This window comes from Streptomyces sp. NPDC001315, from assembly GCF_042896175.1.
GTDB lineage: Bacteria > Actinomycetota > Actinomycetes > Streptomycetales > Streptomycetaceae > Streptomyces.
Genome location: NZ_JBIAWZ010000001.1, coordinates 1,355,286 through 1,379,152, shown reverse-complemented (window position 1 = coordinate 1,379,152; position 23,867 = coordinate 1,355,286). Strand labels below are relative to the sequence as shown.

At 71.0% G+C, this 23,867-nt stretch carries 21 protein-coding genes; 4 read left to right on the top strand and 17 right to left on the bottom strand.

Annotated features, from left to right (window positions below):
- Nucleotide 1: 1 nt before the first annotated feature.
- On the bottom strand, nucleotides 2–1,207 hold the full coding sequence (locus tag ACFY16_RS06110; RefSeq protein WP_390645861.1) for a M20 family metallopeptidase: 1,206 nt from the start codon (nucleotides 1,205–1,207) through the stop codon (nucleotides 2–4).
- Nucleotides 1,208–1,360: 153 nt separating this feature from the next.
- Here ACFY16_RS06110 and ACFY16_RS06105 point away from each other — a divergent pair, with 153 nt between their 5' ends.
- Nucleotides 1,361–2,383 (top strand): Lrp/AsnC family transcriptional regulator, encoded by a 1,023-nt coding sequence (locus ACFY16_RS06105; RefSeq protein WP_390645860.1) that lies wholly within the window; start codon nucleotides 1,361–1,363, stop codon nucleotides 2,381–2,383.
- Nucleotides 2,384–2,394: 11 nt separating this feature from the next.
- On the opposite strand, the gene ACFY16_RS06100 is transcribed toward ACFY16_RS06105, so the two are convergent.
- The 4 genes from ACFY16_RS06100 to ACFY16_RS06085 form a co-directional block, all read right to left on the bottom strand.
- Complete coding sequence (locus tag ACFY16_RS06100; RefSeq protein WP_390645859.1) at nucleotides 2,395–3,414, bottom strand: TolB family protein; 1,020 nt, start codon at nucleotides 3,412–3,414, stop codon at nucleotides 2,395–2,397.
- The gene (locus ACFY16_RS06095) at nucleotides 3,411–4,688 is read right to left on the bottom strand and encodes an MFS transporter (protein ID WP_390645858.1); all 1,278 of its coding nucleotides are present in this window, start codon (nucleotides 4,686–4,688) and stop codon (nucleotides 3,411–3,413) included. Before ACFY16_RS06095 ends, ACFY16_RS06100 begins: the two co-directional genes overlap by 4 nt.
- 1 nt (nucleotide 4,689) lies before the next feature.
- Nucleotides 4,690–5,580, bottom strand: coding sequence for an alkaline phosphatase family protein (locus ACFY16_RS06090; RefSeq protein ID WP_390645857.1), 891 nt, complete (start codon nucleotides 5,578–5,580; stop codon nucleotides 4,690–4,692).
- Nucleotides 5,581–5,762: 182 nt separating this feature from the next.
- On the bottom strand, nucleotides 5,763–6,278 hold the full coding sequence (locus ACFY16_RS06085; RefSeq protein ID WP_390645856.1) for a pyridoxamine 5'-phosphate oxidase family protein: 516 nt from the start codon (nucleotides 6,276–6,278) through the stop codon (nucleotides 5,763–5,765).
- 158 nt (nucleotides 6,279–6,436) lie between these two features.
- On the opposite strand from ACFY16_RS06085, the gene ACFY16_RS06080 reads away from it, so the two are divergent.
- Nucleotides 6,437–9,460 carry a bifunctional [glutamine synthetase] adenylyltransferase/[glutamine synthetase]-adenylyl-L-tyrosine phosphorylase gene (locus tag ACFY16_RS06080; RefSeq protein ID WP_390645855.1) on the top strand — a complete coding sequence of 1,008 codons (3,024 nt, stop codon included), beginning with the start codon at nucleotides 6,437–6,439 and terminating at the stop codon, nucleotides 9,458–9,460.
- A gap of 127 nt (nucleotides 9,461–9,587) precedes the next feature.
- Here ACFY16_RS06080 and ACFY16_RS06075 read toward each other — a convergent pair whose 3' ends face one another.
- The 10 genes from ACFY16_RS06075 to ACFY16_RS06030 form a co-directional block, all read right to left on the bottom strand.
- Nucleotides 9,588–10,508, bottom strand: coding sequence for a phosphatase PAP2 family protein (locus tag ACFY16_RS06075; RefSeq protein ID WP_390645854.1), 921 nt, complete (start codon nucleotides 10,506–10,508; stop codon nucleotides 9,588–9,590).
- Nucleotides 10,509–10,639: 131 nt separating this feature from the next.
- Nucleotides 10,640–11,674: a LacI family DNA-binding transcriptional regulator gene (locus tag ACFY16_RS06070; RefSeq protein ID WP_390645853.1), complete on the bottom strand. Its 1,035-nt coding sequence runs from the start codon at nucleotides 11,672–11,674 to the stop codon at nucleotides 10,640–10,642.
- Nucleotides 11,675–11,699: 25 nt separating this feature from the next.
- Nucleotides 11,700–13,403: a glycoside hydrolase family 13 protein gene (locus ACFY16_RS06065; protein ID WP_390645852.1), complete on the bottom strand. Its 1,704-nt coding sequence runs from the start codon at nucleotides 13,401–13,403 to the stop codon at nucleotides 11,700–11,702.
- A gap of 69 nt (nucleotides 13,404–13,472) precedes the next feature.
- Nucleotides 13,473–14,381, bottom strand: coding sequence for a sugar ABC transporter permease (locus ACFY16_RS06060; RefSeq protein ID WP_390645851.1), 909 nt, complete (start codon nucleotides 14,379–14,381; stop codon nucleotides 13,473–13,475).
- 12 nt (nucleotides 14,382–14,393) lie between these two features.
- Nucleotides 14,394–15,398 carry a carbohydrate ABC transporter permease gene (locus tag ACFY16_RS06055; protein WP_390645850.1) on the bottom strand — a complete coding sequence of 335 codons (1,005 nt, stop codon included), beginning with the start codon at nucleotides 15,396–15,398 and terminating at the stop codon, nucleotides 14,394–14,396.
- A gap of 193 nt (nucleotides 15,399–15,591) precedes the next feature.
- A complete protein-coding gene (locus ACFY16_RS06050; protein WP_390645849.1) occupies nucleotides 15,592–16,881 on the bottom strand; it encodes an extracellular solute-binding protein in 1,290 nt (429 codons plus the stop codon).
- 168 nt (nucleotides 16,882–17,049) lie between these two features.
- Nucleotides 17,050–17,529 carry a S26 family signal peptidase gene (locus tag ACFY16_RS06045; protein ID WP_390645848.1) on the bottom strand — a complete coding sequence of 160 codons (480 nt, stop codon included), beginning with the start codon at nucleotides 17,527–17,529 and terminating at the stop codon, nucleotides 17,050–17,052.
- Nucleotides 17,526–19,478, bottom strand: a complete 1,953-nt coding sequence (locus ACFY16_RS06040; protein ID WP_390645847.1) for an ABC transporter ATP-binding protein — start codon at nucleotides 19,476–19,478, stop codon at nucleotides 17,526–17,528. Before ACFY16_RS06040 ends, ACFY16_RS06045 begins: the two co-directional genes overlap by 4 nt.
- Nucleotides 19,475–20,011 (bottom strand): TlpA family protein disulfide reductase, encoded by a 537-nt coding sequence (locus tag ACFY16_RS06035; protein WP_390645846.1) that lies wholly within the window; start codon nucleotides 20,009–20,011, stop codon nucleotides 19,475–19,477. The genes ACFY16_RS06040 and ACFY16_RS06035 overlap by 4 nt, the downstream gene beginning before the upstream one ends.
- Nucleotides 20,012–20,077: 66 nt before the next feature.
- Nucleotides 20,078–20,596 carry a MauE/DoxX family redox-associated membrane protein gene (locus tag ACFY16_RS06030; protein WP_390645845.1) on the bottom strand — a complete coding sequence of 173 codons (519 nt, stop codon included), beginning with the start codon at nucleotides 20,594–20,596 and terminating at the stop codon, nucleotides 20,078–20,080.
- Between the two features lie 192 nt (nucleotides 20,597–20,788).
- Between ACFY16_RS06030 and ACFY16_RS06025 the strand changes: the two genes are divergently transcribed.
- A complete protein-coding gene (locus ACFY16_RS06025; protein WP_390645844.1) occupies nucleotides 20,789–20,989 on the top strand; it encodes a hypothetical protein in 201 nt (66 codons plus the stop codon).
- A gap of 61 nt (nucleotides 20,990–21,050) precedes the next feature.
- Here the strand turns inward: ACFY16_RS06025 and ACFY16_RS06020 are convergent, their stop codons facing one another.
- Nucleotides 21,051–21,827, bottom strand: a complete 777-nt coding sequence (locus ACFY16_RS06020) for a BTAD domain-containing putative transcriptional regulator (protein ID WP_390645843.1) — start codon at nucleotides 21,825–21,827, stop codon at nucleotides 21,051–21,053.
- A gap of 278 nt (nucleotides 21,828–22,105) precedes the next feature.
- On the opposite strand from ACFY16_RS06020, the gene ACFY16_RS06015 reads away from it, so the two are divergent.
- Nucleotides 22,106–23,488 (top strand): alpha-amylase family protein, encoded by a 1,383-nt coding sequence (locus ACFY16_RS06015; RefSeq protein WP_390645842.1) that lies wholly within the window; start codon nucleotides 22,106–22,108, stop codon nucleotides 23,486–23,488.
- On the opposite strand, the gene ACFY16_RS06010 is transcribed toward ACFY16_RS06015, so the two are convergent.
- A complete protein-coding gene (locus ACFY16_RS06010; protein ID WP_390645841.1) occupies nucleotides 23,464–23,772 on the bottom strand; it encodes a hypothetical protein in 309 nt (102 codons plus the stop codon). The genes ACFY16_RS06015 and ACFY16_RS06010 overlap by 25 nt on opposite strands.
- Between the last annotated feature and the right edge of the window lie 95 nt (nucleotides 23,773–23,867).

The window sequence follows — 23,867 nt, the reverse complement described above, 5'->3', positions numbered from 1 at the left end:
GTCACGCGGCCGTTCCCGTGTCCGCCAGACGGCGCTCGGCGAGCCCGGACAGCAGCGCCGCCTGCCGGTACAGCACGCCGTCGTCGAACACCGCGCGCGGAGAGTGGTTCATCGGCGCGTCCTGCCAGTCGGCGCCCTCGGGTGCGGCACCCACCATCAGCATCGCGCCGGGGACGCGCTGGAGGACGAGGGCGAAGTCCTCGGAGCCGTTGTTGGGCTGCGGGGACTCCCAGACCTCGCGCGGGTCGAACAGGTCGCGGGCGGTGGCGAGGGCGAAGGCGGTCTCGTCGGCGTCGTTGACGGTGACCGGGTATTCGATCTTGTAGACGGCCTCCGCGTCCAGGCCGTGGGCGGCGGCGATGGAGGTCATCAGCCGGGGCAGTCCTTCGGCAAGCCGCTCCTGGGTGCTCTCGGAGTAGCTGCGCACGGTGGCCTCGAACTCGGCGTGGTCCGGGATGATGTTGAACTTGGTGCCGGAGTGGAAGGTGCCGACGGTGACGACGACCGGGTCGAAGATGTCGAACGTCCGCGTCACCCAGGTCTGCAGCGCCGTGACCATCTCGCAGGCGACCGGGATCGGGTCCTTGGCGGTGGACGGATTCGAACCGTGGCCGCCCTTGCCCCGCACGGTCACGGTCAGCCGGTCGGCGGCGGAGGTGACGGTGCCGGCACGGGTGATCACGACACCGCTGGGCAGCCGGTTGGCCGACACGTGCAGCGCGTACGCCGCGTCAACCGTCCGGCCTGACGCCTCCAGCACCCCCTCCTCGATCATCGCGCCGGCCCCGTTGTAGCCCTCCTCGCCGGGCTGGAACATGAACACCACGTCGCCGTGCAGGTGTTCGCGCCGCTCGGCCAGGAGCCTGGCTGCACCGACGAGCCCGGCCGTATGCAGATCGTGCCCGCAGGCGTGCATCCGGCCGGAGACCTCGGAGGCGTACGCCACCCCGCTCTTCTCGGTGACGGGCAGCGCGTCCATGTCGCCGCGCAACAGGACCGCGCCGCCGGGCTTACCGCCGCGCAGCACGGCGGTGACGGAGGTGAGGTTCTTGCCGAGGGTGATCTCCAGCGGGAGTCCGTCGAGGGCCGCGAGCACCTTCTCCTGGGTGCGCGGGAGATGGAGGCCCAGCTCCGGCTCCCGGTGCAGCGAGCGACGCAGCTGTACGAGCTCGGGCTGCAGTTCCTTGGCGCGTTCCACGATCGACATGCCGGATCGACCTCCTGGTGCTTCGTGACTGACTGGTACGGTCCGGGCGTACCGGGTTCAGACTGAAGCTCTGGCCGGTTGGCGGGCCGAAAGTGCAGGAAACATGCGGGGAGGTGCGAAGTGGCGCAGGATTCGCGTCATTCTCTGGGTGATGTGGACCAGGCATTGGTGCACGCCCTCCAGGTCGCCCCGCGGGTGAGCTGGGCGCGGATCGGTGCCGCGCTCGACCTGGACGCCGTGACGGTGGCCCGACGCTGGCAGCGGCTGACCGAGGCCGGTGCCGCCTGGATCAGCTGCCACCCGGCCCCCGCGCTGGCCGGCTCCGGGCAGGGGTGTCTGGCCTTCGTCGAGGTCGACTGCGCTCCCGGCCGCCTGCCCGACGTGGCGCGCGTGCTGGCCGCCGCACCGCATGTCGCGGCGCTCTCGCACGTCAGCGGGGACCGCGACCTGCTGCTGAACGTCATGGCCCGCGACCTGGCCTCCCTCACCCGGTGGACGACCGGCGAACTCGCCGCGCTGGAGGGGGTACGGGCCGTCCGCACCCACCTGGCCGGGCGGGTCCACGCGGAGGCCAGCCGCTGGCGCCTGCGCGCCCTGAGCCGGGAACAGGTCGCGGTGCTCACCGCGGACGAGCCCGCACGTCGTACGGCCGCGCCCGCCTTCCCCCTCACCGCACTGGACCATCGGCTGATCACAGCCCTCTCCGTGGACGGCCGGGCCACCTACCGCGCGCTGGCCGAGCGGTGCGACGCGAACCCGGACACCGTCCGCCGTCACGTCCGGCGGCTCTTCGCTGCGGACCTGCTGCACGCCCGCTGCGAAGTGGCCCGCCCCCTGTCGGACTGGCCGGTCGGGGTGACCCTCTGGGGCCGTGTCCCGGCCGCGCGGCTGCAGGAGGTCGCTCAGCGGATCACCGGCATGCGCGAGGTCCGTCTGTGCGCCAGCGTCATCAGCCGCCACAACCTGCATCTCGTCGCCTGGGTACGCTCCCTCGACGACGCGCAGCGCTTCGAGATCCGTCTTGCCGAACAGGCCCCGGACCTGAACGTCACCGACCGCGCGATCACCCTGGGGCCCATGAAACTCAGTGGCCATCTGCTGGACGAGGACGGCTACCGGGTCGGTGCGACACCGCTCGCGCTGTGGGAGGAAGCAGCGGTGCCGGGCCGCACCTGACGCCGTCCGAGTCAGCCGACGTACGCGGGTGACACCGCCGTCGTGCTGATCCGCCGGGGCTTTCCCGTCCCGTCGGCGGGGATCTCGTACAGGTCCGCGCCGTAGTCGCCGGGCAGCGCGTAGACCAGCGTCCGCGGGTCCCGCCAGACCGCCTGGTCGTCGACGCTGCGGGACTCGGCCAGCGGCGTCTCGCGCATCGTGCGCAGGTCGAGGACGTACAGGTGCCAGGGGGCGTCGGCGGGGAGGCCCGGGACGCGCTTCTTGAAGGCGATGCGCGTGCCGTCGGGGGAGAGGGACGGGCACTCGACGTTCGTCCGCAGTGTCGTGACCGTACGTGCGCGCAGGTCACCGCGCACCAGGTAGGTCTTGCCCTTCGTCGCCAACGTCGCGTAGAACGTGCGGTCGTCCGACGCGAAGGTCACGCCCCAGAAGTTCACGTCCGCCGCCTGGTAGCGGTGGTCGTCCTTCACGATCCGGAACTCCTCAAGGGACGGGATCAGCTTGCCCGTGCGGGTGTCCACGATCGCCGCCCGGGTGGAGAAGTTCGTGCCGGCGTAGGAGTCGCCGCCGACGAACGCCGTCCAGGCGGCGAAGTGGCCGGTGGGGGAGACGCGGGCGCGGGAAGGGATGCCGGGGACGTCGTAGTGGGCCTTCTCCTTCAGGCGGGCGTCCAGGATCAGCGCGCGGTAGGTGTCCGAGACCGCGCCGTGCACGGCCTGGAGGCACACCCCGGTGCCGGCGGCGGCGTAGAAGCGCAGGCACTTGACGCCCGAGGCGGTGCGGGGGCCGGACGGGTCGGAGGCGGGGACCGTCGTCAGTTCGTCGCGGTGCGGGCCCCAGGCCATGTTGCGGAAGACCATGCGGCCGGGGTCGGTCAGGGTGACCGTGCCCGGAGTGACCGCGGGACCGCCCGCCTGCGTCTGGTTGCGGCGCTCCGCCCGCGCCGAGGCGTGCAGCACGGAGCCCACCGCGACCGCGGCCAGGACGGCGACGGCCGAGACGAGGACCAGGATGCGGTTGCGTACGGTCATGAGGTGCCCTCCCGGGCGGGACGCAGGGCCAGGGCGCAGCAGCCCGCGCACACCGCCAGCGCCACCGTCGACGCCAGCAGCGCCGTACGGTCGCCCCACAGTGTCCAGGCCGCCCCGAACCCCAGTGAGCAGGCGAAACGGGCGAGTGCCTGGCCGGTCTGCACCAGGGCCAGACCGGACGAGCGCAGCGCCTCCGGCACGCTGTCCGAGGCAGCCGCCATCAGCACCCCGTCGGTGGCCGCGTAGAAGCCGCCGTGCAGGAGGAGGACGGCGTACGGCAGGGCCGTGCCGTGCCAGGAGGAGAGGAGGACGCCGTACGCCAGGAGCAGCGCGCCGTGTCCGGCCAGGAACACCCGGCGGCCGCCCACCCGGTCCGCCAGCCGTCCCAGCGGCACCGCCAGCAGCAGGAACGCGGCCGCCGTGCCCAGGGGGAGCAGCGCGAACCAGCGGTCGGGGACGCCCAGGCGGCGCTGCAGCAGCAGGTAGACGAAGGAGTCGCTGACCGTGGCCAGGCCCAGCAGCAACGCGCAGATGGTGATGCGGCGCAGGTCGCGGTGGCGCAGGAGTCCGAGGGCGGCGCGCAGGGTGGGGCGTACGGCCTTCTCCACCGTCGGCGCCGAGGACGAACCCGGCACGAACAGCACCAGCACCAGTACCCCGACCACGGCCACGCAGAAGCTCACCGTGAACACGGCGTCGTAGCCGTCCACCGTCGCCCGCAGGATCAGGAACGCCGCCAGCGGGCCGAGCAGCGCGCCCGCGGTGTCCATCGCGCGGTGCATTCCGAAGGCGCGCCCGCGCGTGTCCGGTGTGGACGACAGGGAGATCAGCGCGTCGCGCGGGGCCGTGCGCAGGCCCTTGCCGGTGCGGTCGGCGGCCAGGATCAGGCCGATGGGGGTCAGCGAGTGCGCGAGCAGCAGCAGTGGCTTGCAGGCCGCCGAGATGCCGTAGCCCAGCCCCGCCACCCACTTGTGGCGGCCCCCGCCCCGGTCGGCGAGATGGCCGCCCACGAGGCGGACGAGCGCCGAGAAGCCGTTGTAGATCCCGTCCAGGAGCCCGAAGCCCAGCGGGGACAGGCCGAGGCCCGCCACCAGGTACAGGGGGAGGACGGCCGTCACCATCTCCGACGACACGTCGGTGATCAGGCTGACCGTGCCGAGCGCGAGGACCGTGGGAGCGACCGCGACGCGGCGCCGCCCGGCGGGGGGCCGGACGGCGCCGTCCGCGGACGCCGGCGCATCAGATGTGCCTGCGCGGCTGTCCGCTACGTACATGTCAGGAGGCCCAGATCCCCGTGATGTCGGTCGCGGAGGCCGCGTTGCCCGCGTGGGCGGAAAGGCCCTGCGAGTCCTCGAGGGTGCGCAGCAGGTTGTAGTGGTTGTACGTGGTGGAGCTGCTCGACCCCGCCGTCACCGGCTGCCCGTACAGGACCGTCGGGATGCGGTTGCCGGCCAGCCGGTTGTCCTCGTCGAAGGTGACGACGAGGAGGCTGTTGTGGGTCTTGGCCCAGGTGGCGTACGCGCTCAGGTTGTTCTTCAACCAGGTGTCACCGGTCGACACCGAGCAGTCGTGCATGTCGCTGCACAGGTTGGGGACGACGAAGGAGACGTCCGGCAGGGTGGTGTAGTCGGTCGGGAACTGGGCGAAGGTCTTCGCCGTCGACGTGGGGACGTTGCTGAAGCCGAACCACGGGTTGTGCTTGCGGGCGTAGTTGCCGCTGCTGCACGTGGTCGAGCCCTGGCTGGGCAGTGTCTCGTTGTAGCTGGCCCAGGTGCGGCCCGCGGCGATCAGCTCGGAGGCCAGGTTCGCGGCCGAGGAGAAGCCGGGCGTGTAGCAGCTGTCGTCCGTGATGCCCTGGGTGGAGCCGGAGAACAGGGCGAAGTAGTTCGGCTGGCTCGGGTGGGTCTCGGCGTAGGACTGGCTGAGGTTGGCGCCGCCGGTCTTGAGCGAGTTGATGTAGGGGGCGCTGGAGGAGTCGATGACCTGGCTGTAGGCGTGGTTCTCGAAGACGACGACCACCACGTGGTCCGGGGTCGGCACCCCGGACGCGGCCTGCGCGGTCGAGGAACCGCCCAGTCCGGTCCACAGGCCGACCGCGGCGGCCGCGAGGGCCAGCCCGGACGCCACGGCTGCACGACTGCGGCGGTACACGGAACTGCCGGACACATCTACCTCCGGTGAAGGAAGGGCGGGGGCGGCGGTGCGGACAGAGCATGCGCACGCCAAGATTCCTGCGTCCCACGCTGCTCGACCCGGGGGATGAAGACCTGGTGAACTACTGCTGCCGCGCGACGGGGCAGGCCGACTCCTGGTGCGGCGGTTCGATGGCCCCGCACTTCATGCGAAAGTCATTCGAATTGCCGGCGTGTCTGGCTGAACGACTCTCCCTTGTCGAAGCCGAAAGCGGTGCGGGGCGTCACGGCGAAGACGAACGCGGGCCCGTGCTTGGCCTGGAACGCGCCGTCCTCGCGTACGTCGAAGTGCCACACGGGGCCGTACTTCTCCTCCCACGCCCCAGCGAGTTCCCGCAGCCGCGCGTCGTCGGTGACGCGCACCCCCTCGCCCTCGACCACGACGTCCTGGCCCTCGGCCCAGGTGTTGCTGCCCGTGGTGAGCACGACCTGCGGATTCGTGGCGAGGTTGAGCGCCTTGCGCTCCTCCGCGCCGGTGGCGAAGTGCAGCGCACCGTCCCGCCAGACGCCGATGAGCGGCGTCACGTGCGGCCGTCCGTCCGGCCGTACGGTCGACAGCCAGTAGACCTCGGCTGCCGCCAGCTGCCCGGCGGCCCGCGGCCAGGGCGTCGGGGCCGCGTCAGGGCTGCTGTAACGCGGGTCGAGACTGGTCCGCGGTTCCTGGTCCGTCATGAGTCGACCTCCCGAGGCACGATCTTGCCTCACCAGCACCGCCCTCGCGCGGCGACGTGACTCATCGGCACCGGCCCCGGCGCTTCGGCCAGGGACTCCGGTTAGGCTCGGGCGCGTACGACCTTGATCCGATGGCTCGATCCGACGGGAGGCCGGGGATGACGGCGCCGGGGCGCAGGAGCAGTACCTTCACAAGGCTGCTGCGGCACGGATTCACCGACCCCTCGGCCGCCGAGCGGCTCCTGGACAGCACGGAACTCGCCCCCGTCCGCGACGACCCGGTGCTGCTGGAGGCGCTGGGCGCGACCGCCGACCCGGACCTGGCGCTGCACGGTCTCGTCCGGCTGCTGGAGGCGCAGCCCGGCCCCGCCACGGCCCGCCGCGAGCTGCTCGACACGGTGATAGCGGCCAAGCCGCTGCGCGACCGTCTGCTCGGCGTGCTCGGCGCCTCCGCCGCCCTCGCCGACCACCTCATCCGGCACCCTCGGGACTGGGAGGTGCTGGTCACCTACGAACCACGCGACCTCCATCCCGGGGTGGAGGAGTTCGAACGGGGCCTGGCGGAGGCCGACGACCCCGTCACCCTCCGCGTCGCCTACCGCCGCTGCCTGCTGTCCATCGCCGCCCGTGACGTGTGCGGCACCACCGACCTCGCCGAGACCGCCGCCGAACTCGCCGACCTGGCCACCGCGACCCTGCGCGCCGCCCTCCGTATCGCCCGCGCCGCCGCACCCGACGACGCCGCCCGGTGCCGGCTCGCGGTGATCGCGATGGGCAAGTGCGGCGGTCACGAGCTGAACTACGTCTCCGACGTCGACGTCATCTTCGTCGGCGAGGCCGCCGGTGACGCCGTCGACGGCGCCGACGAGGGCAAGGCCATCAGGTCCGCGACGAAGCTCGCCTCGCACATGATGCGGATCTGCTCCGAGACCACCGTCGAGGGCTCCATCTGGCCCGTCGACGCCAATCTGCGCCCCGAGGGCAGAAACGGTCCGCTGGTGCGCACCCTCGCCAGCCACCTCGCCTACTACCAGCGCTGGGCGAAGACCTGGGAGTTCCAGGCGCTGCTCAAGGCCCGCCCGGTCGCCGGGGACATCGAGCTCGGCGAGGAGTACGTCGCCGCCCTCGAACCCCTCGTCTGGAAGGCCGCCGAGCGCGAGAACTTCGTCGCCGACGTGCAGAAGATGCGCCGCCGGGTCGTGGAGAACATCCCCGTCGCCGAGGTCGACCGCGAACTGAAGCTCGGCCCGGGCGGCCTCCGGGACGTCGAGTTCGCCGTGCAACTGCTCCAGCTGGTGCACGCGCGGGCGGACGCGTCGCTCCGCAGCGGCACCACCCTCGACGCCCTCCAGGCCCTGGCCGCCGGCGGCTACGTCGGCCGAGCCGACGCCGTCCAGCTCGACGACGCCTACCGCTTCCTGCGCTCCATGGAGCACCGCATCCAGCTCTACCGGCTGCGCCGCACCCACCTCGTTCCCGAGGACGAGACCGACCTGCGCCGCATCGGCCGCTCCCTCGGACTGCGCACCGACCCCGTCGCCGAGCTGACCCGCGAATGGAAGCGGCACACCAGCGTCGTACGCCGCCTGCACGAGAAGCTCTTCTACCGCCCGCTGCTCGACGCGGTCGCCCAACTCGCCCCCGGCGAGGCCCGGTTGAGCCCCGAGGCGGCCCGTGAACGCCTGGTCGCCCTCGGCTACGCCGACCCGGCCGCCGCGCTGCGCCACCTGGAGGCCCTCGCCTCCGGCGTCACCCGCAAGGCCGCCATCCAACGCACCCTGCTGCCCGTCCTGCTGGGCTGGTTCGCGGACTCCGCCGACCCGGACGCGGGCCTGCTCAACTTCCGCAAGGTGTCCGACGCGCTCGGCAAGACGCCCTGGTACCTACGGCTGCTGCGGGACGAGGGCGCCGCCGCCGAGAACCTCGCGCGCGTGCTCTCCGCGGGCCGCCTCGCCCCCGACCTCCTCATGCGCGCACCCGAGGCCGTGGCCCTGCTCGGTGACGGCGACGGCGGCGGACTGGAACCCCGCTCCCGCGCCCACCTGGAACAGGAGGTCCTCGCCGCCGTCGGCCGCGCCGCGAACGCCGAACAAGCGGTCACGGCGGCCCGCGGCGTCCGCCGCCGCGAACTGTTCCGTACGTCCGCCGCGGACATCGTCGGCTCCTACGGCACCGAGACCCAGCCGGCCGAGGCCGACCAGGGCGCGCTGGTGGACCGGGTCGGCGGCGCGGTGTCGGACCTGACGGCGGCGACGCTGGCGGGCACGCTGCGGGCGGTCGTCCGCGACGGCTGGGGCGACACCCTCCCCACCCACTTCGCGGTCATCGGCATGGGCCGCTTCGGCGGCCACGAACTGGGCTACGGCTCCGACGCCGACGTCCTGTTCGTGCACGAGCCGCGCGAAGGCGTCAGCGACCGGGAGGCCTCGGAGGCGGCCAACAAGGTCGTCTCCGAGATGCGCCGCCTGCTCCAGATCCCCAGCGCCGACCCGCCCCTCCTCATCGACGCCGACCTGCGCCCGGAGGGCAAGTCCGGCCCGCTGGTCCGCACATTGAAGTCCTACGAGGCCTACTACCGCCGCTGGTCCCTGGTCTGGGAGTCGCAGGCGCTGCTGCGTGCCGAACCGGTCGCCGGCGACGAGGAGCTGGGCCGCCGCTTCATCGACCTCGTCGACCCGCTGCGCTACCCGGCGGAGGGGCTCGGCGACGAGGCGGTACGCGAGATCCGCCGCCTGAAGGCCCGCATGGAGAGCGAGCGGCTCCCGCGCGGCGCCGACCCCAAGCTGCACACCAAGCTCGGCCCCGGTGGCCTGTCCGACGTCGAGTGGACCGTGCAGCTGCTCCAGCTGCGGCACGGCTGGGCGGAGCCGGGCCTGCGCACCACCCGTACCCGCGAGGCGCTGGCCGCCGCCCGGGCCGCCGACCTGCTCTCCGGCGAGGACGCCGCGACCCTCGACGAGGCATGGGTCCTGGCGACCCGCGTCCGCAACGCGGTGATGCTGGTACGCGGCCGGGCCGGTGACACCTTCCCCTCCACCCCCCGCGAACTGGCCGCCGTGGGCCGGTACCTGGGCTACAGCCCCGGCCACGTGGGCGACATGCTCGACGCGTACCGGCGTACGACGCGCAGAGCGCGGGCGGTGGTCGAGGAGCTGTTCTACGGGGCCGCGGGCGAGCGGTAGCCGGGGCGACGGCCGCGGGCGTGGAGCCCCTCGGTCCTGCTGGACCGGAGCCGCGTCAACCCCACCCCCGCCGGCACCGCACCCGTCCCCACGACGACCCGCACGCATCCCGAGCCCCAGGGGTCTCTCAGTCGGCCGATTCGGGTGGGCGGGTCGGCTGGGCCCGTAGACCGGGCAGCGCCTGCGGGTGTCCCTCGGCGGCCGGGCCGGGAAGGTGGGCGGGCCGCAACCGCTCAGCCCGCGGAGCGTACGGCAGGGGCCCGTACCAGACCCGCACCACCGCGAAACCGAACGACAGGCACAGCACACCCCCCACCGCGTCCAGCCAGAAGTGGTTGGCGGTGGCGACGATGACCATGAGGGTCACCGCCGGGTAGAGCAGCCCCAGCACCCGCACCCACGGCACACGCGCCAACGCGAAGATCGTCAGCCCGCACCACAAGGACCAGCCGATGTGCATCGACGGCATCGCGGCGTACTGGTTCGACATGTGCTTCAGGTCGCCGGACGCCATCGAACCCCACGTGTGGTGCACCATGACCGTGTCGACGAAGTCCCCGCCGTTCATCAAACGCGGAGGCGCCAGCGGAAACAGGTAGTAGCCGACCAGCGCCACACCCGTCGTGGCGAACAGCGCGAGGCGCGTCGGGGCGTACCGGCCGGGATGCACGCGGTACAGCCACACCAGCACGCCCAGCGTCACCACGAAGTGCAGCGTCGCGTAGTAGTAGTTCATGCCGACGATCAGCCAAGTCACCGAGTTCACGGCATGGTTGACCGACTGCTCGACGTCGATGCCCAGCCGGTGCTCGGCCCGCCAGATCCAGTCGGTGTTGCGCAGCGCCTCGCTCCGCTGCTCCGGAACGGCGTTGCGGATCAGTGAGTACGTCCAGTAACTCACCCCGATCAGCAGGATCTCGAACCACAGCCGAGGCCGGCGCGGGGTGCGCAGCCGGCGCAGCAGACCCGGCGACGGCTCGCCCGCGACGCACTGCGGAGCGGTCGCCTGCTCGCGGCCTTCCTGCGTCGTCACGGTCGAGTCACCCATAGGCACAGAGTCTGCCAGAAAAGCGTTCCGCCACCGATCATCCCCTGGTCGGGTACAGGCCGCATGTCCTACTACCGGAAGAGGCCCCCGGCTCCTACCAGCGCACCGCGAAAACCCCCGGTTTCTCCGCCCTAGGGACGATTCCGTTCCCCAGGGGCCGAAGCGGTCGAACCCCGCACCACCAGCTCCGGCATGAACACGAACTCACTGTGCGGCGCGGGCGTCCCGCCGATCTCCTCCAGCAACGTACGCACCGCCGCCTGACCCATCGCCGGAACCGGCTTGCGGATCGTCGTCAGCGGCGGGTCGGTGAAGGCGATCAGCGGGGAGTCGTCGAAACCGACCACCGACACGTCCCGCGGGACGTTCAGCCCCCGCTGTCGTGCCGCCCGTATGGCGCCCAGCGCCATCATGTCGCTGGCGCAGACCACCGCCGTACAGTTCCGCTCCATGAGCGCCGTGGTGGCGGCCTGGCCGCCCTCCAGGGTGAACAGCGAGTGCTGGACGAGCTCGGTCTCGACCGTCTCGGCGCTCAGGCCCAGCTGGTCCTGCATCGCGCGCACGAAGCCCTCGATCTTCCGCTGGACCGGCACGAACCGCTTCGGCCCCAGGGCCAGCCCTATCCGGGTGTGGCCCAGGGACGCCAGGTGCGTGACGGCCAGCGTCATCGCCGCCCGGTCGTCGGGCGAGATGAAAGGCGCCTGCACCTTCGGCGAGAAGCCGTCGACCAGCACGAAGGGCACACCCTGGGCGCGCAGCTGCTCGTAGCGCTGCATGTCGGCGGTGGTGTCCGCGTGCAGCCCGGAGACATAGATGATCCCGGCGACCCCCCGGTCCACCAGCATCTCCGTCAGCTCGTCCTCGGTCGAGCCGCCGGGCGTCTGGGTGGCGAGCACCGGGGTGTAGCCCTGCCGGGTCAGCGCCTGCCCGATGACCTGGGCGAGGGCGGGGAATATGGGGTTCTCGAGCTCCGGTGTGATCAGTCCGACCAGGCCCTCACTGCGCTGCCGCAGCCGTACGGGCCGCTCGTACCCGAGAACGTCCAAAGCGGCCAGGACGGACTGGCGGGTGGTCGCGGCGACGCCCGGCTTCCCGTTCAGGACGCGGCTGACGGTCGCCTCGCTGACCCCCGCCTGAGCTGCGATGTCGGCAAGCCGTGTGGTCACAGGATTGGACTGTACCGGTCGCATCTCAGACTGCCCACCAGATGGTCGAATCAGCGGGCAGTTCGGTCGTGGCGGCGCCCGCCTCGACGTCCGTGCTCGCCAGCAGGACGGTGCCCGGCGTCGGCACCCGCACCGGGGACGCCGTGAGGTTCACCGTGCAGACGAAGGAGCCGTCCGCGGTGTCGCGGCGGAACGCCAGCGTGCCTTCCGGGGCCGGCAGCCAGGTGATCTGGCGGCCCGCGCCGAGCGCCGGGTGGTCGCGGCGCACGGCCAGTGCGCTGCGGTAGAACTCCAGTGTCGAGGTGGGGTCGCCCTCCTGCGCCTCGACCGTGAGGCTCTTCCACTCCGCCGGCTGCGGCAGCCAGCTCGGCCCGCCCTCGACGGGACCGAAGCCGAACGGCGGCAGCTCGCCCGACCACGGCAGCGGCACCCGGCAGCCGTCACGGGTGCCGTCCTGGCCCGCGCTGCGGAAGAACGCCGGGTCCTGGCGGACCTCGTCGGGCAGGTCGACGACCTCGGGCAGGCCGAGCTCCTCGCCCTGGTAGAGATATGCCGAGCCGGGCAGCGCCAGCATGAGCAGGGTGGCCGCCCTGGCCCGGCGCAGACCACGCGCCTCGTCCCCTTCCGCGAGACGCGTGGAGTGCCGGACCACGTCGTGGTTGGACAGCACCCAGGTGGCGGGCGCGTGCACGGCGTTCATGGCGCTGAGCGAGCGGTCGATGACGTCGCGCAGATCGGCCGCGTTCCAGCCGGTGGTCAGATACGAGAAGTTGAAGGCCTGGTGCAGCTCGTCCGGGCGCAGATACAGGGCGCTGCGCTCCACGGTCGGCGTCCATGCCTCCGCGACGGCGATGCGCCCACCCGTCACCCGCCCCCACCCTTCCGAGGAAGGCCCTTCGGGCCCTGTCTCGTTTTCCGCGTACTCCTCCAGGATGCGCCGCCAGCTGCGGTAGATCTCGTGCACGCCGTCCTGGTCGAAGTACGGCACGGCCTCGGTGCCCAGCAGCCTGACCTGCTCGTCGTGGCCGATGTCGGGCAGACCCGCCGCCTTGACCAGGCCGTGGGCGACGTCGATGCGGAAGCCGTCGACGCCCAGGTCCAGCCAGAACCGCAGGATGGAGCGGAACTCGTCGTGGACGGCCGGGTGGTCCCAGTTGAAGTCGGGCTGCTCGGGCGCGAACAGGTGGAGGTACCACTCGCCGTCCTCGACGCGGGTCCAGGCCGGGCCGCCGAAGATGGACTCCCAGTCGTTGGGCGGCAGTTCGCCGTCGGCGCCCTTGCCCGCCCGGAAGTGGAATCGCTCCCGCAGCGGCGAGCCCGGCCCCTCGCGCAGCGCCTGCTTGAACCACTCGTGCTGGTCGGAGCAGTGGTTGGGCACCAGGTCGACGATGATCCGAAGGCCCAGCCGGTGCGCGTCGCGGACCAGGTCGTCGGCGTCCGTCAGCGTGCCGAACATCGGGTCCACGGCACGGTAGTCGGCGACGTCATAGCCGGCGTCCGCCTGCGGGGAGGCGTAGAACGGGGAGAGCCACACCGCGTCGACGCCGAGCTCCTTGAGGTACGGCAGCCGGGCCCGGATGCCGGGCAGGTCGCCCATGCCGTCACCGTTGCCGTCGGCGAAGCTGCGCGGATAGACCTGGTAGATGACCGCGTCGCGCCACCACTCCCGGCGCCCGGAGGCGGCGGCGGAGGCGTCGGTGGGGAGTGCGTCGGTGACGTTCTGGGTCATGGATTCCCTTAGGGGTGCGGGGGGAACGACGAAAGGCGCTTGCTGGGCTTGCGAAGTGTGGGAGGGCCGTCAGGACTTCGTGCCGCCGGCCGTCAGCCCGGAGACCAGGCTGCGCTGCACCAGCATGAAGACGATGGCCGCGGGGATGGTGATGATGATCGCCGTGGCCGAGGTCCAGGCCCAGTCGGGCCGCTGGTCCTGCGCGAAGGTGCGGATACCGACCGCGAGCGTGTAGTGGTCGGACTGCATGAACTGCGTGGCGTACGCGACCTCGCCCCAGGCGGTGAGGAAGCTGTAGAACGCGGTCACCGCGAGCCCCGGCTTCGCCAGCGGCACGATCAGCCGCCAGAACGTGCCGAACGGGGTGAGGCCGTCCACCCGGCCCGCCTCGTCGATCTCCTTGGGGATGGTGTCGAAGTACCCCTTCATCATCCAGGCGCAGAACGGTACGGCCGTGGTCGCGTACGCCAGGATCAGCCCGAGGTAGTTGTCCAGCAGGTTCAGCTCGGACATAAGGAGGTACAGCGGCACGATCAGCACGATACTGGGGAACATCTGGGTGACCAGGAACGTCCACATCAGCTGCTTGCTGCCCGGGAACTTCATCCGGGACACCGCGTATCCGGCGGTCGCCGCGAGGAAGACACCGAGCAGAGTGGTGCCACCCGCCACGATCACGGTGTTCAGGAACCACTTCGGCAGATCCGAATGGGACAGCACGTCGCTGTAGTTGTGGAAGCTGAGGTTGCTGAGCACCTTGCCCGGCTCCTGCCAGGCATCCTTCGGGCCGAGCGAGATGAAGAGGATCCACACCACCGGGAAGGCCGCGATCACCGTGGCCACGATCAGGGTGCTGTGCAGGGCGATCGACGAGCCGAGACTGCGCTCCTGACGGCCGCGCACCCTGCGGGGGGCGGCGGCGGTGGACCGGGAGGCGGCGGGAGCGGCGGCGGAGGTCTCGTGGGTTGCTGCGGTCATGGCGAGGGCTCCTTACGCCTGCTCGGACTTCAGGGTGTTGCGGCGGTAGAAGGTCGAGAAGGCCATCAGGAGGGCGAGAATGATGATTCCGTACGTCGCCGCACCCGCGTAGTCCGAGACGCCGGTGAAGGCCTTGCGGAAGGCGAAGGTGACAAGGATGTCGGCGTCGCCGCTCGTGTTGTTGCCCAGCAGCAGATAAATGACGTTGAACATGTTGAACGTCCAGATGCAGCCGAGCAGGATCACCGTGTTCGTCACGGGACGCAGGCCGGGCAGGGTGACGTTCACGAAGCGCTGCCAGGGCGAGGCGCCGTCCATCTCGGCGGCCTCGTACAGCTCCTTGGGGATGGACTGGAGTCCGCCGAGGACCGCCACCATGTTGAAGGGGATGCCGATCCAGACGTTCACCATGATGACGGCGACCTTCTGGGCGAGCGGGGTGCCGAGCCAGTCCTGCGCGGGCAGACCGAACGCGGTGATGATCTCGTTGAAGACGCCGTACTGCGAGTTGAGCATCAGGCGCCAGGCGAAGACGCCGATGAACGACGGGACCGCCCACGGCAGGATCAGCATCGCGCGGTAGAAGCCGCGGAAGCGCACCTCGCGGTTGAGCAGCACCGCGAGGCCCATGCCGAGGCCGACCTGCAGCGCCACACAGGACACGGTCCAGACGATCGTCCACACGAGCCGCGGGTAGAAGTCACTGTCGGCGCCGGACAGCACGTGCCAGTAGTTGTCGAATCCGACGAACTTGTAGGTGGCCGGACGGTGGAAGGCGCCGATGGTCGTCGCGACGTTCGCCTCGTTGGCGTCGGTCAGCGACTGGTACAGGCCGTACCCGAGCGGATAGAGGACGAGGACGGCCAGGACGACGGCGACCGGGGTCACCATGGCCCAGGCGTACCAGTACTTGTCCCAGGACCGTCGGAGCGCCGAAACGCGTGGGGGGCGCGAGGCCTTGTCGCCTCGCGCTGTCTTGCCGGTCTTCTCGGTGCTCGCTGCGGTCGTCATCCTCATCGGCTCTTTCGCGGCGGAAGTCTGGTGGAAGCCCGGCGGTTCCTGGTGGAACCGCCGGGTCCGGGTGGTTCCGCAGCCCCGGGGAGCCCCGGTCGGGGCGGCAGCGGGGAAAGTCCTTCCCCGGGGCTGCGTGTCCTTGGTTACCGAGGTCCTGCCGTGCGGCGACAGGACCCGGTGGCTACGGGGCGGAAGATCAGCCGATGGAGTAGCCGGGCAGGAGCTTCTGGAACTCCTTGGCGGTGTCGTCCAGGCCGGCCTTGACCGACGTGTCGCCCTGCAGGATCTTCACGTAGTTCTGGGCGAGCGGCGTGAAGAGCGAGCCGACCTGCGGGAGCGCGACGCGCGGGCGGGCGGTCTGCTCCAGGATCGGCTTGAAGCCGGCGATCTTGGCGTTCGAGGTGACCTCGGACGTGTACGCCGACTTGCGGGTCGGCAGCGTGCCGGTCTTCTCCGCGATGGTGACCTGGGCCTCGGTGGACGTCATGAACTCGGTGAAGAGGTAGCTGGCGTCCAGGTTCTTCGAGCCCTGGTAGACCGCGAGGTTGTGGCCGCCGGTCGGGGCCTGGGCCTTGCCGCCCGCACCGGCCGGGACGGGCGCGTAGCCGAGGTTGTCCTCGTTGCCCTTGAACGCCTTGCCGGTCACGTCGTCGCTGACCGACCAGGGGCCCTGGATCAGCATGGCGACCTTGCCGTTCTTGAAGGCGGTCTGCATGTTCTGGTAGGCGTTCGCGAAGTCGACCTTCATCGACGCCTCGTCGTTGATCTTCTTCGCCGTGGTCAGTGCGGTGACGGCGGCGTCGTCGCTGATGGTGATCTTCTTCGACGACGTGTCGGCCATGTCCGCGCCGTTGCTGTAGAGCAGCGGGAGCAGGAAGTAGGAGTCGGGGTTGAGGTAGGTGCCGTAGGCCCCGGTCTTCGCCTTGATGGTCTTCGAGTCGGCGATGAACTCGTCCCACGTGGTCGGCGGCTCGGCGATGCCGGCCTTCTTGAGCAGCTCCTTGTTGTAGAGCAGGCCCAGGGTGTCGGTGACCGACGGGACGCCGTACGTCTTGCCGTCGTACTTGGCGGTGTCCATCGGGCCCGAGTTGAAGTCCGAGGTGTCCTTCAGCGCGGCCGTGCCGTCGAGCGGGGCGATGTAGCCCAGCGAGGCGTACTCGGCCATCAGACCCACGTCGGTGCGGACGACGTCCGGGGCGCCCTTGCCGCTCTTCGCGGCGGACTTGAACTTCTGCTCGACATCGGTGAACGGGATGGCCTCGTAGTTCACCTTGATCTTCGGGTACTTGGCCTCGAACTCCTTGATCAGGGCCTTGTACGTCGGAGCTTCGGTCGCCGCGTCCGAGGTGTCCCAGTACGTGATCGAACCGGAGACGTCCTTGGCGTCCTTCGGCTTGCTCGACGAGTCGTCGTCGGAACCACCGCAGGCGGTCGCGGTGAGCGCGATGACGGTCACCGCGGCGGCGATCGATATGCCACGTCGCATATGAACTCCTAGAAGAGGGTTGCCCGGATCATCCCTTGGGAGGACCGCGGGTGCCGTCGGTCCCATTCGACGGCCGCCGGGCGCGGGAGGAAAGTAACAGCGCTGCAAGTCCTTGCGAAAGACGTTGCAACAAATTTTCTGCAAGAGACCGCAAGCGTGACGTTCCCGTTACCGGCATGTGTCGTGTGGGCTGCGGCGATACGTGCGCAGCGCGACGCCCACCACGCGTTCCAGCGGGACGTAACCGATCTCCCGGGAGTCGACACTCTCTTGCAGGTTGTCCCCCAGGACCACCACCGAACCGGGCGGTACGGGCCCCCTGCCGAGGCGGGCGCGGGCGGCGACCGGGACGGGGTCGCCGGGCACGGCCGCCAGGCGCTTGATCATGAAGTGCCCCGGTTGCTCGGGCCACGTCCAGGTCGCCCAGTCGGCGCCCGGGTTCGGCTTCTGCAGTACGACGATCTGGCCGGAACGCAGACGGGAGGTCCGCACGCGGTGGCCGATCAGGACGTCACCCGCGCCGAGCGTGGGCCGCATGCTCACTCCCTTCACGGTGATCACGACCATGCGGCGGCGGATCCACCCGAGCGCGAGCACGAGCAGGAGCACGAGCGAGAGCCCGCCCAGGGCACAGAGCACGGCGCTCACCGGGCGTACCCCGCCGCCTGCCGCCGGAACAGTCCCGCGTACCGCCCGCCCGCCGCGATCAGCTCGGCATGCCCGCCCGACTCGGCGATCGCCCCGTCCCGCAGCACCACGATCAGGTCCGCCTCGCGTGCCGTGCCGAGCCGGTGGGAGATCAGCAGACTCGTCCGGCCCCGGCGGTGGCGCCGCAGCGCCTCATGGACCTCGTGCTCGGCCTCCGGGTCCAGTCCAGAGGTGGGCTCGTCCAGGATCAGCAGGTCGGGATCCTCGCGCAGCAGCGCACGGGCCAGCGCCACCCGCTGCCACTGGCCGCCGGACAGCTCGACGCCGTCCTCCTCGCCGTCGCCGAAGGAGCGCGACAGCAGCGTGTCGTAGCCGCGGGGGAGCGCCGCGAGCGTGTCGTGCACTCCCGCGGCCTCGGCGGCGCGCCGCACCTCGCCGGCCCGGTCGAGCTGACCGAGCGCGATGTTCTCGGCGGCCGTCATGTCGTACCGCATGAAGTCCTGGAACACCGCCCCGATCCGGCGACGCAGCTCCTGCGGGTCGAGGCGGCGGATGTCGGTGCCGTCCCACAGGACGCTGCCGCGGGTCGGGTCGTAGAACCGGCACAGCAACTTGACCAGGGTGCTCTTGCCCGCGCCGTTGTCGCCGACGAGCGCGAGCGTGCGGCCGCAGGGGATGGTCAGACTCACGCCGCGCAGCACCCAGTCGTGCTGCTCGGAGTAGCGGAACCAGACATCGCGCAGCTCGATGCCCCGGCTCAACGGCCTTGCGGGAAGCGGCGGCTGGGGTACCGGCAGGTCGGGCATCGCGGTCGTCACGTCGAGGTAGTGCTCGAAGAGCAGCAGGTGCTGGTGCGCCACGGCGGCGGAGGCCGCGATACCGGTGAGGCCGCCCTGCACGGCGGCGATCGCGGAGGTGAGCACCGCGAGGTCGCCCACGGTCAGCTCGCCGCGGGCCGCGGCGCGCACCGCCCAGACCAGGCCCGCCGCCGCGATCCCCGCCGAGACGGCCGCGGGCAGGCCCTGCGCCGCCGCCGTACGCAGCTCCATACGGCGCCGGGTGGCGTTGATCGCCTCGCGGTCCCGGCGCATCCGCCGCCGCAGATGCCCGCCGATGCCGAACAGCCGGATCTCCTTCGCGGCCTGCACACTGCCCAGCAGATGGGCGTAGAACGACTCCCGGCGCTCCAGCGGCGTCGTGTGCAGCGTGGCCCGGGACCAGGCACGGGCCAGCCGCAGCTCGGCCGCGAGCGCGGGCAGCGCACCGAGCAGCACGACCGCCGCCAGCCACGGGTTGATCAGCCACAGCGACGCCACGAACCCGCACACGGTCACCCCGGCCTGCGCCAGCGCCACCGCCGCCGACACGATCTGCACGGGCGTGTCCTGCCCGCACTGCTCGGCCAGCCGCAGCCGGTCCAGCTCGGCGGGGTCCTCGAAGCGGGCGAGCCCCGCGAAGCCGTTCACCCGGGCGTACAGCCGGTCCTGCGCCGACAGGCCCACCGCGCGGGCGAGCTCCCCGCACAGCAGCCGCTCCACGTGCGGCAGGACCGCGGCGGCCACCCCGACCCCGGCGAGCCCGGCGGCGGGGCCCGCGACCTCCGGCACCGACCCGTGCCGTGCCGAGGCCAGCAGGTCCAGCACATCCCGGGTCAGCCACACCGCCGCCACCGGCAGCCCGGCGGTCAGCAGCGCGGCCAGCACGATGCCCACCAGGGGAACCGGGGCGGCGCGAAGGGCCAGCGCGAGGACGGTGCGCAGGGCGGTGAGCCGGGGGCGGGGGCGGGGGATCGGGTCGCTGCCGGTGGTCGAGGTGCGGGGGTTGGGGTTCGGGTTGTCGCCGGTGGTCGGGGTGCGGGGGTTGGGGTTCGGGTTGTCGCCGGTGGTCGGGGTGCGAGGGGCGCGGTTCTGGTCGTCGCCAGGCGCAGGGTTCAGGGAGCCACGGCTCATACGGCGACCGGCCGTGCCAGCTCGTGCAGGTCGCGGGCCAGCGCGGTCAGCCGGCCGTCGGCCTCGACGCGACACACCACCGGGTAGGCGTTCACCCCGAACGCCGCCTCCACCGTACGGGCGTCGCCGTCCGCCACCACCGTGGCCACCGTGCCGAGGACGGACGCGTACTCGTGCGACTCCTCCTTGCCCGGGACGACCACGGCGAGCACCTCGCCGACGGAGCGGCCGGATCGGGCGACCGTCTCGACGAAGTGCGGGAGCAGCTCCGCGCAAGGGCCGCAGCCGGGGGCGAAGAACGCGGCGACGGTTCCTTCTCCGAGGCTCTCGCGGGAGATTTCCCGGCCGTCGTCCAGGCGCACACTGAATTCCTCCAGCGTCGCCCCCAGACTGTCCGCGTCGGTCACCGGAAGGGAAACGGTTGATGAATTCCGGCTCTCCGCACGCAGCCTGCGGATGATGCCGTACGCGAACACCAGATTCAGCGTCCCGAGCACGATCGAAAAGGTCACGGCGACGGCGAGGAACGACACAGGATTTCTCCTTGCTCAACAGGGCCGACTCGGCAGAAATAAGTCGGAGGAACCGACTCGACAGGGTTAATTCGGCAGGGCGAAAAGGGCGACGATGTCGTCGAGACGGATGATCAGGCTCGCCAGAACCGCTCCGGTGAGCGCGGCGAGCAGCACCCCGGCCACCCGCCCGGAGCCGCCTCCCACCGTCGCCAGCCCCACCGCGCCGACGACCGTCAGCACGACATTGCGTACGACATGACGGACCCCGAACGCCGTCCGCGAAGCTCCGAAACACGGGCAGGAGGCGACGGTTCCGCGCCACAGCACCACCCCGACCGCCAGCGTGAACGCGCCCAGGAGCAGCACCGCGAGAGTGAGGCCGGCCGCCGCCGAGGCCGGCACGATCAGCAGCACCGGCACCACGGCCTCCGCCCCTGCGACGACCATCGCGACCGGCCGGACGCGCCCCGCGGGAACCACCCGCAGGGCCGCCAGGCCGTCCGCGAATTCCCCGAAAGCAGCCCGCCCGCGCAGTTTCCCGCAGGCCGACGCCAGGAACACGAAGCCGAGAAACGCCCGGCACACCACCGCTGTGTAGAACATGCCTGTGATCCCTTCCCTTGAATGCGCGGCCCAGCCTAGGAGCCGCATATACACGGCACATACACGAGGACGTACACGAGGGCATACACAAGGACCTACACGTGCATGGGAATGTGCCCTGTATGCCGGCCTCGTAATGTGCGACGCGATACGGCCGCGAAGGGCGGCCGACGGAAACAAAAGGGGTACCCCTTGCTTCAGCGATTCGCGGACGCCCTGGTGAACCGGCTCGCGCCGAAGGTCACGGCCGACGCCACCTGGTGGACCGACACCAAGTGCGCCAACGCCTGTACGACGTACCCGGCCTACCAGGCCAAGTACACCCGCCAGTGCTGGGACGCCACCGGCAGCTGCACCAGCTGGACCAACACCGGGAAGTGCTGCAGCTCCTGACGCACCCGCGCCGGAGCGCGTCGTACCGATGCCCCGCCCCAGCGCACCCGGGGGCGGGGCATCACGCGCTGCGCGGCAGCCCGCCCGTCAACTCCACGTACAGATCGTGCAGTTCACGGTCCGGGGTGATCCCCAGCTCCTCGCGGAAGACGACGCAAGCGCCGCGATAGGTCTCGAAGACCCCGCCCAGTTCCCCGAGCCGGTGGTGTGCCCGCATCCGCAGCGCCCAGCTCCGGCCGCGCAACGGCGCCGAGGAGAGCAGCCCGGTCAGGTCGCGCAGTGCCGCCCGCGGCTCGCCCACCCGCAGATGCGCCTCGGCCAGGTCCTCGACGGCCCGCATCCGCTCCTCGTCGAGGTGGCCCAGCGCCCCGGTCAGCGGACCGAGCCGCGGAACGCCGACGGCCGCCCGGTCGCCGTCCCACAGGGCGAGCGCCGAGCCCAGCAGTCGCGTCGCGCCGTCGGCGTCCCCGGTGAGCAGCGCGGTCCGGCCCGCCGCGCCGAGGTCGAGGAAGCGGAGGTGGTCGCAGGCCTCGGCGGGTACGTCCAGCGCGTAGCCGCCCTCGCCCGCGACGAGCGCGGTGCCGGCCAACGGGGTGCCGGCCAGTGCGGCGCGCAGGGTGCTGGCGTGCGTACGGATGTTGGCGACCGCGGAGCGCGGCGGCTCGCCGTCCCACAGGGCCTCCTGGATCGCGTCGAGCGAGACGCGGTGGCCCGCCTGCAGCAGCAGGGCCACCAGCAGGGCCCGCGGCTTGACGCCCCGGATCCCGGTCCGGCCCGCGCCCAGCCGGACCCGGCCGAGTACGTGACAGCCCGCCGGCTCCGGTGTTGATCCCACCATCGTGGTGCGGCTCCTTTCGGGACCTTGCGGGCCCCGGCCGGCTCGACGGGGCGCGCGAGGGGTGATGTCGAGGAGCCTGTGACGGGTGAACTCGCCGCGTCAAGACACCTGTTGGAAGTTCTTTCTGCATCTTGCTGAAACACGACAGCGGGGGTACGTTCCCGCACACATCCGGGTTCGTTGATCTCGCAATCGTCTCCGGACGGACGACCGCCGGTCCCCGTACGCCGGCGCACTGCCCCATCCCCCCACCCGCACGATGAAGTGCAGGAGTACACATGGCCAGGAAGACTCTTGCCGCCTCGGTCGCCCTCGCGGCCGGCATGGCGCTCTCGCTCACCCTCCCCACGGGCATCGCCGAGGCGTCCCCGCCCGGCACCAAGGACGTCACCGCCGTCCTCTTCGAGTGGAACTTCGCCTCGATCGCGAAGGAGTGCACCAACACCCTCGGTCCCGCGGGCTACGGCTACGTCCAGGTCTCCCCGCCCGCCGAGCACATACAGGGCTCGCAGTGGTGGACGTCGTACCAGCCCGTCAGCTACAAGATCGCGGGCCGCCTCGGCGACCGTACGGCGTTCCAGAACATGGTGAACACGTGCCATGCGGCAGGCGTGAAGGTGGTGGTGGACACCGTCATCAACCACATGTCGGCGGGCAGCGGCACCGGCACCGGCGGCTCGACGTACACGAAGTACAACTACCCGGGCCTGTACTCCTCCTACGACTTCGACGACTGCACCTCACAGGTCTCCAATTACAGCGACCGCTGGAACGTCCAGCACTGCGAACTGGTGGGCCTGGCCGACCTGGACACGGGCGAGGACTACGTACGCAAGACCATCGCCGGCTACATGAACGACCTGCTCACCCTCGGCGTCGACGGCTTCCGCATCGACGCGGCCAAGCACATCGACACCGCCGACCTCGCCAACATCAAGTCCCGGCTGAGCAACACGTCGGTGTACTGGAAGCAGGAGGTCATCTACGGCAGCGGAGAGGCCGTCCAGCCCACCGAGTACACGGGCAACGGCGACGTCCAGGAGTTCCGCTACGCCTACGATCTCAAGCGGGTCTTCAACAACGAGAACCTCGCCTACCTGAAGAACTACGGCGAGGGCTGGGGCTATATGAGCAGCTCCGTCGCGGGCGTCTTCGTCGACAACCACGACACCGAGCGCAACGGCTCGACGCTGAACTACAAGGACGGCGCGAACTACACCCTGGCCAACGTGTTCATGCTGGCCTACCCCTATGGCGCCCCGGACATCAACTCCGGCTACGAGTGGTCCGACGCGGACGCCGGTCCGCCCAACGGCGGCACGGTCAACGCCTGCTGGCAGGACGGCTGGAAGTGCCAGCACGCCTGGCCGGAGATCAAGTCCATGGTCGCCTTCCGCAACGCCACCCGCGGAGAGTCGATGACCAACTGGTGGGACAACGGCGCCGACGCGATCGCCTTCGGCCGCGGCAGCAAGGGCTACGTCGCCATCAACCACGAGTCGAGCGCGCTGACGCGGACGTACCAGACATCGCTCTCGGCGGGCACGTACTGCAATGTGCAGAACAACACGACGGTGACGGTGAACTCCAGTGGGCAGTTCACCGCCACCTTGGCCGCCAACACGGCCCTGGCGATCTACTCCGGCAAGGCGAGCTGCTGAGCCGGGATCACCTCCAGGTGTCGCCGGTCGCGTAACCGCTCGCCGCGCCCGTCGTGCACGAGCGGTTCGTGCCCGTTCGCCGGGCCGAGCACGTTCGTGCACTCGGACGCGATCGAGTCCCAGTTCCACTCCCACAGGTTGGCGATGACGTCGCCCTTGGCGGTCGTGTCGGCCTGGGCGGGGGCTGCGGGCAGGGCGATCGCCCCGGCGAGCGCGAGGGCGCCGGCGGCTGCGGCGGTCGCGGTGCGCCGGAGGACACCCGGGGGGCGGGGTCTGCTGGTCATGTGCGGCTCCGAAAAGGGGGGTTGGGTTTCAACAACTCGCGACATCGGGGGAGTTGAGAAGGGCACGTCAAGGGAGTGGATGAAAGTTCTTGCTG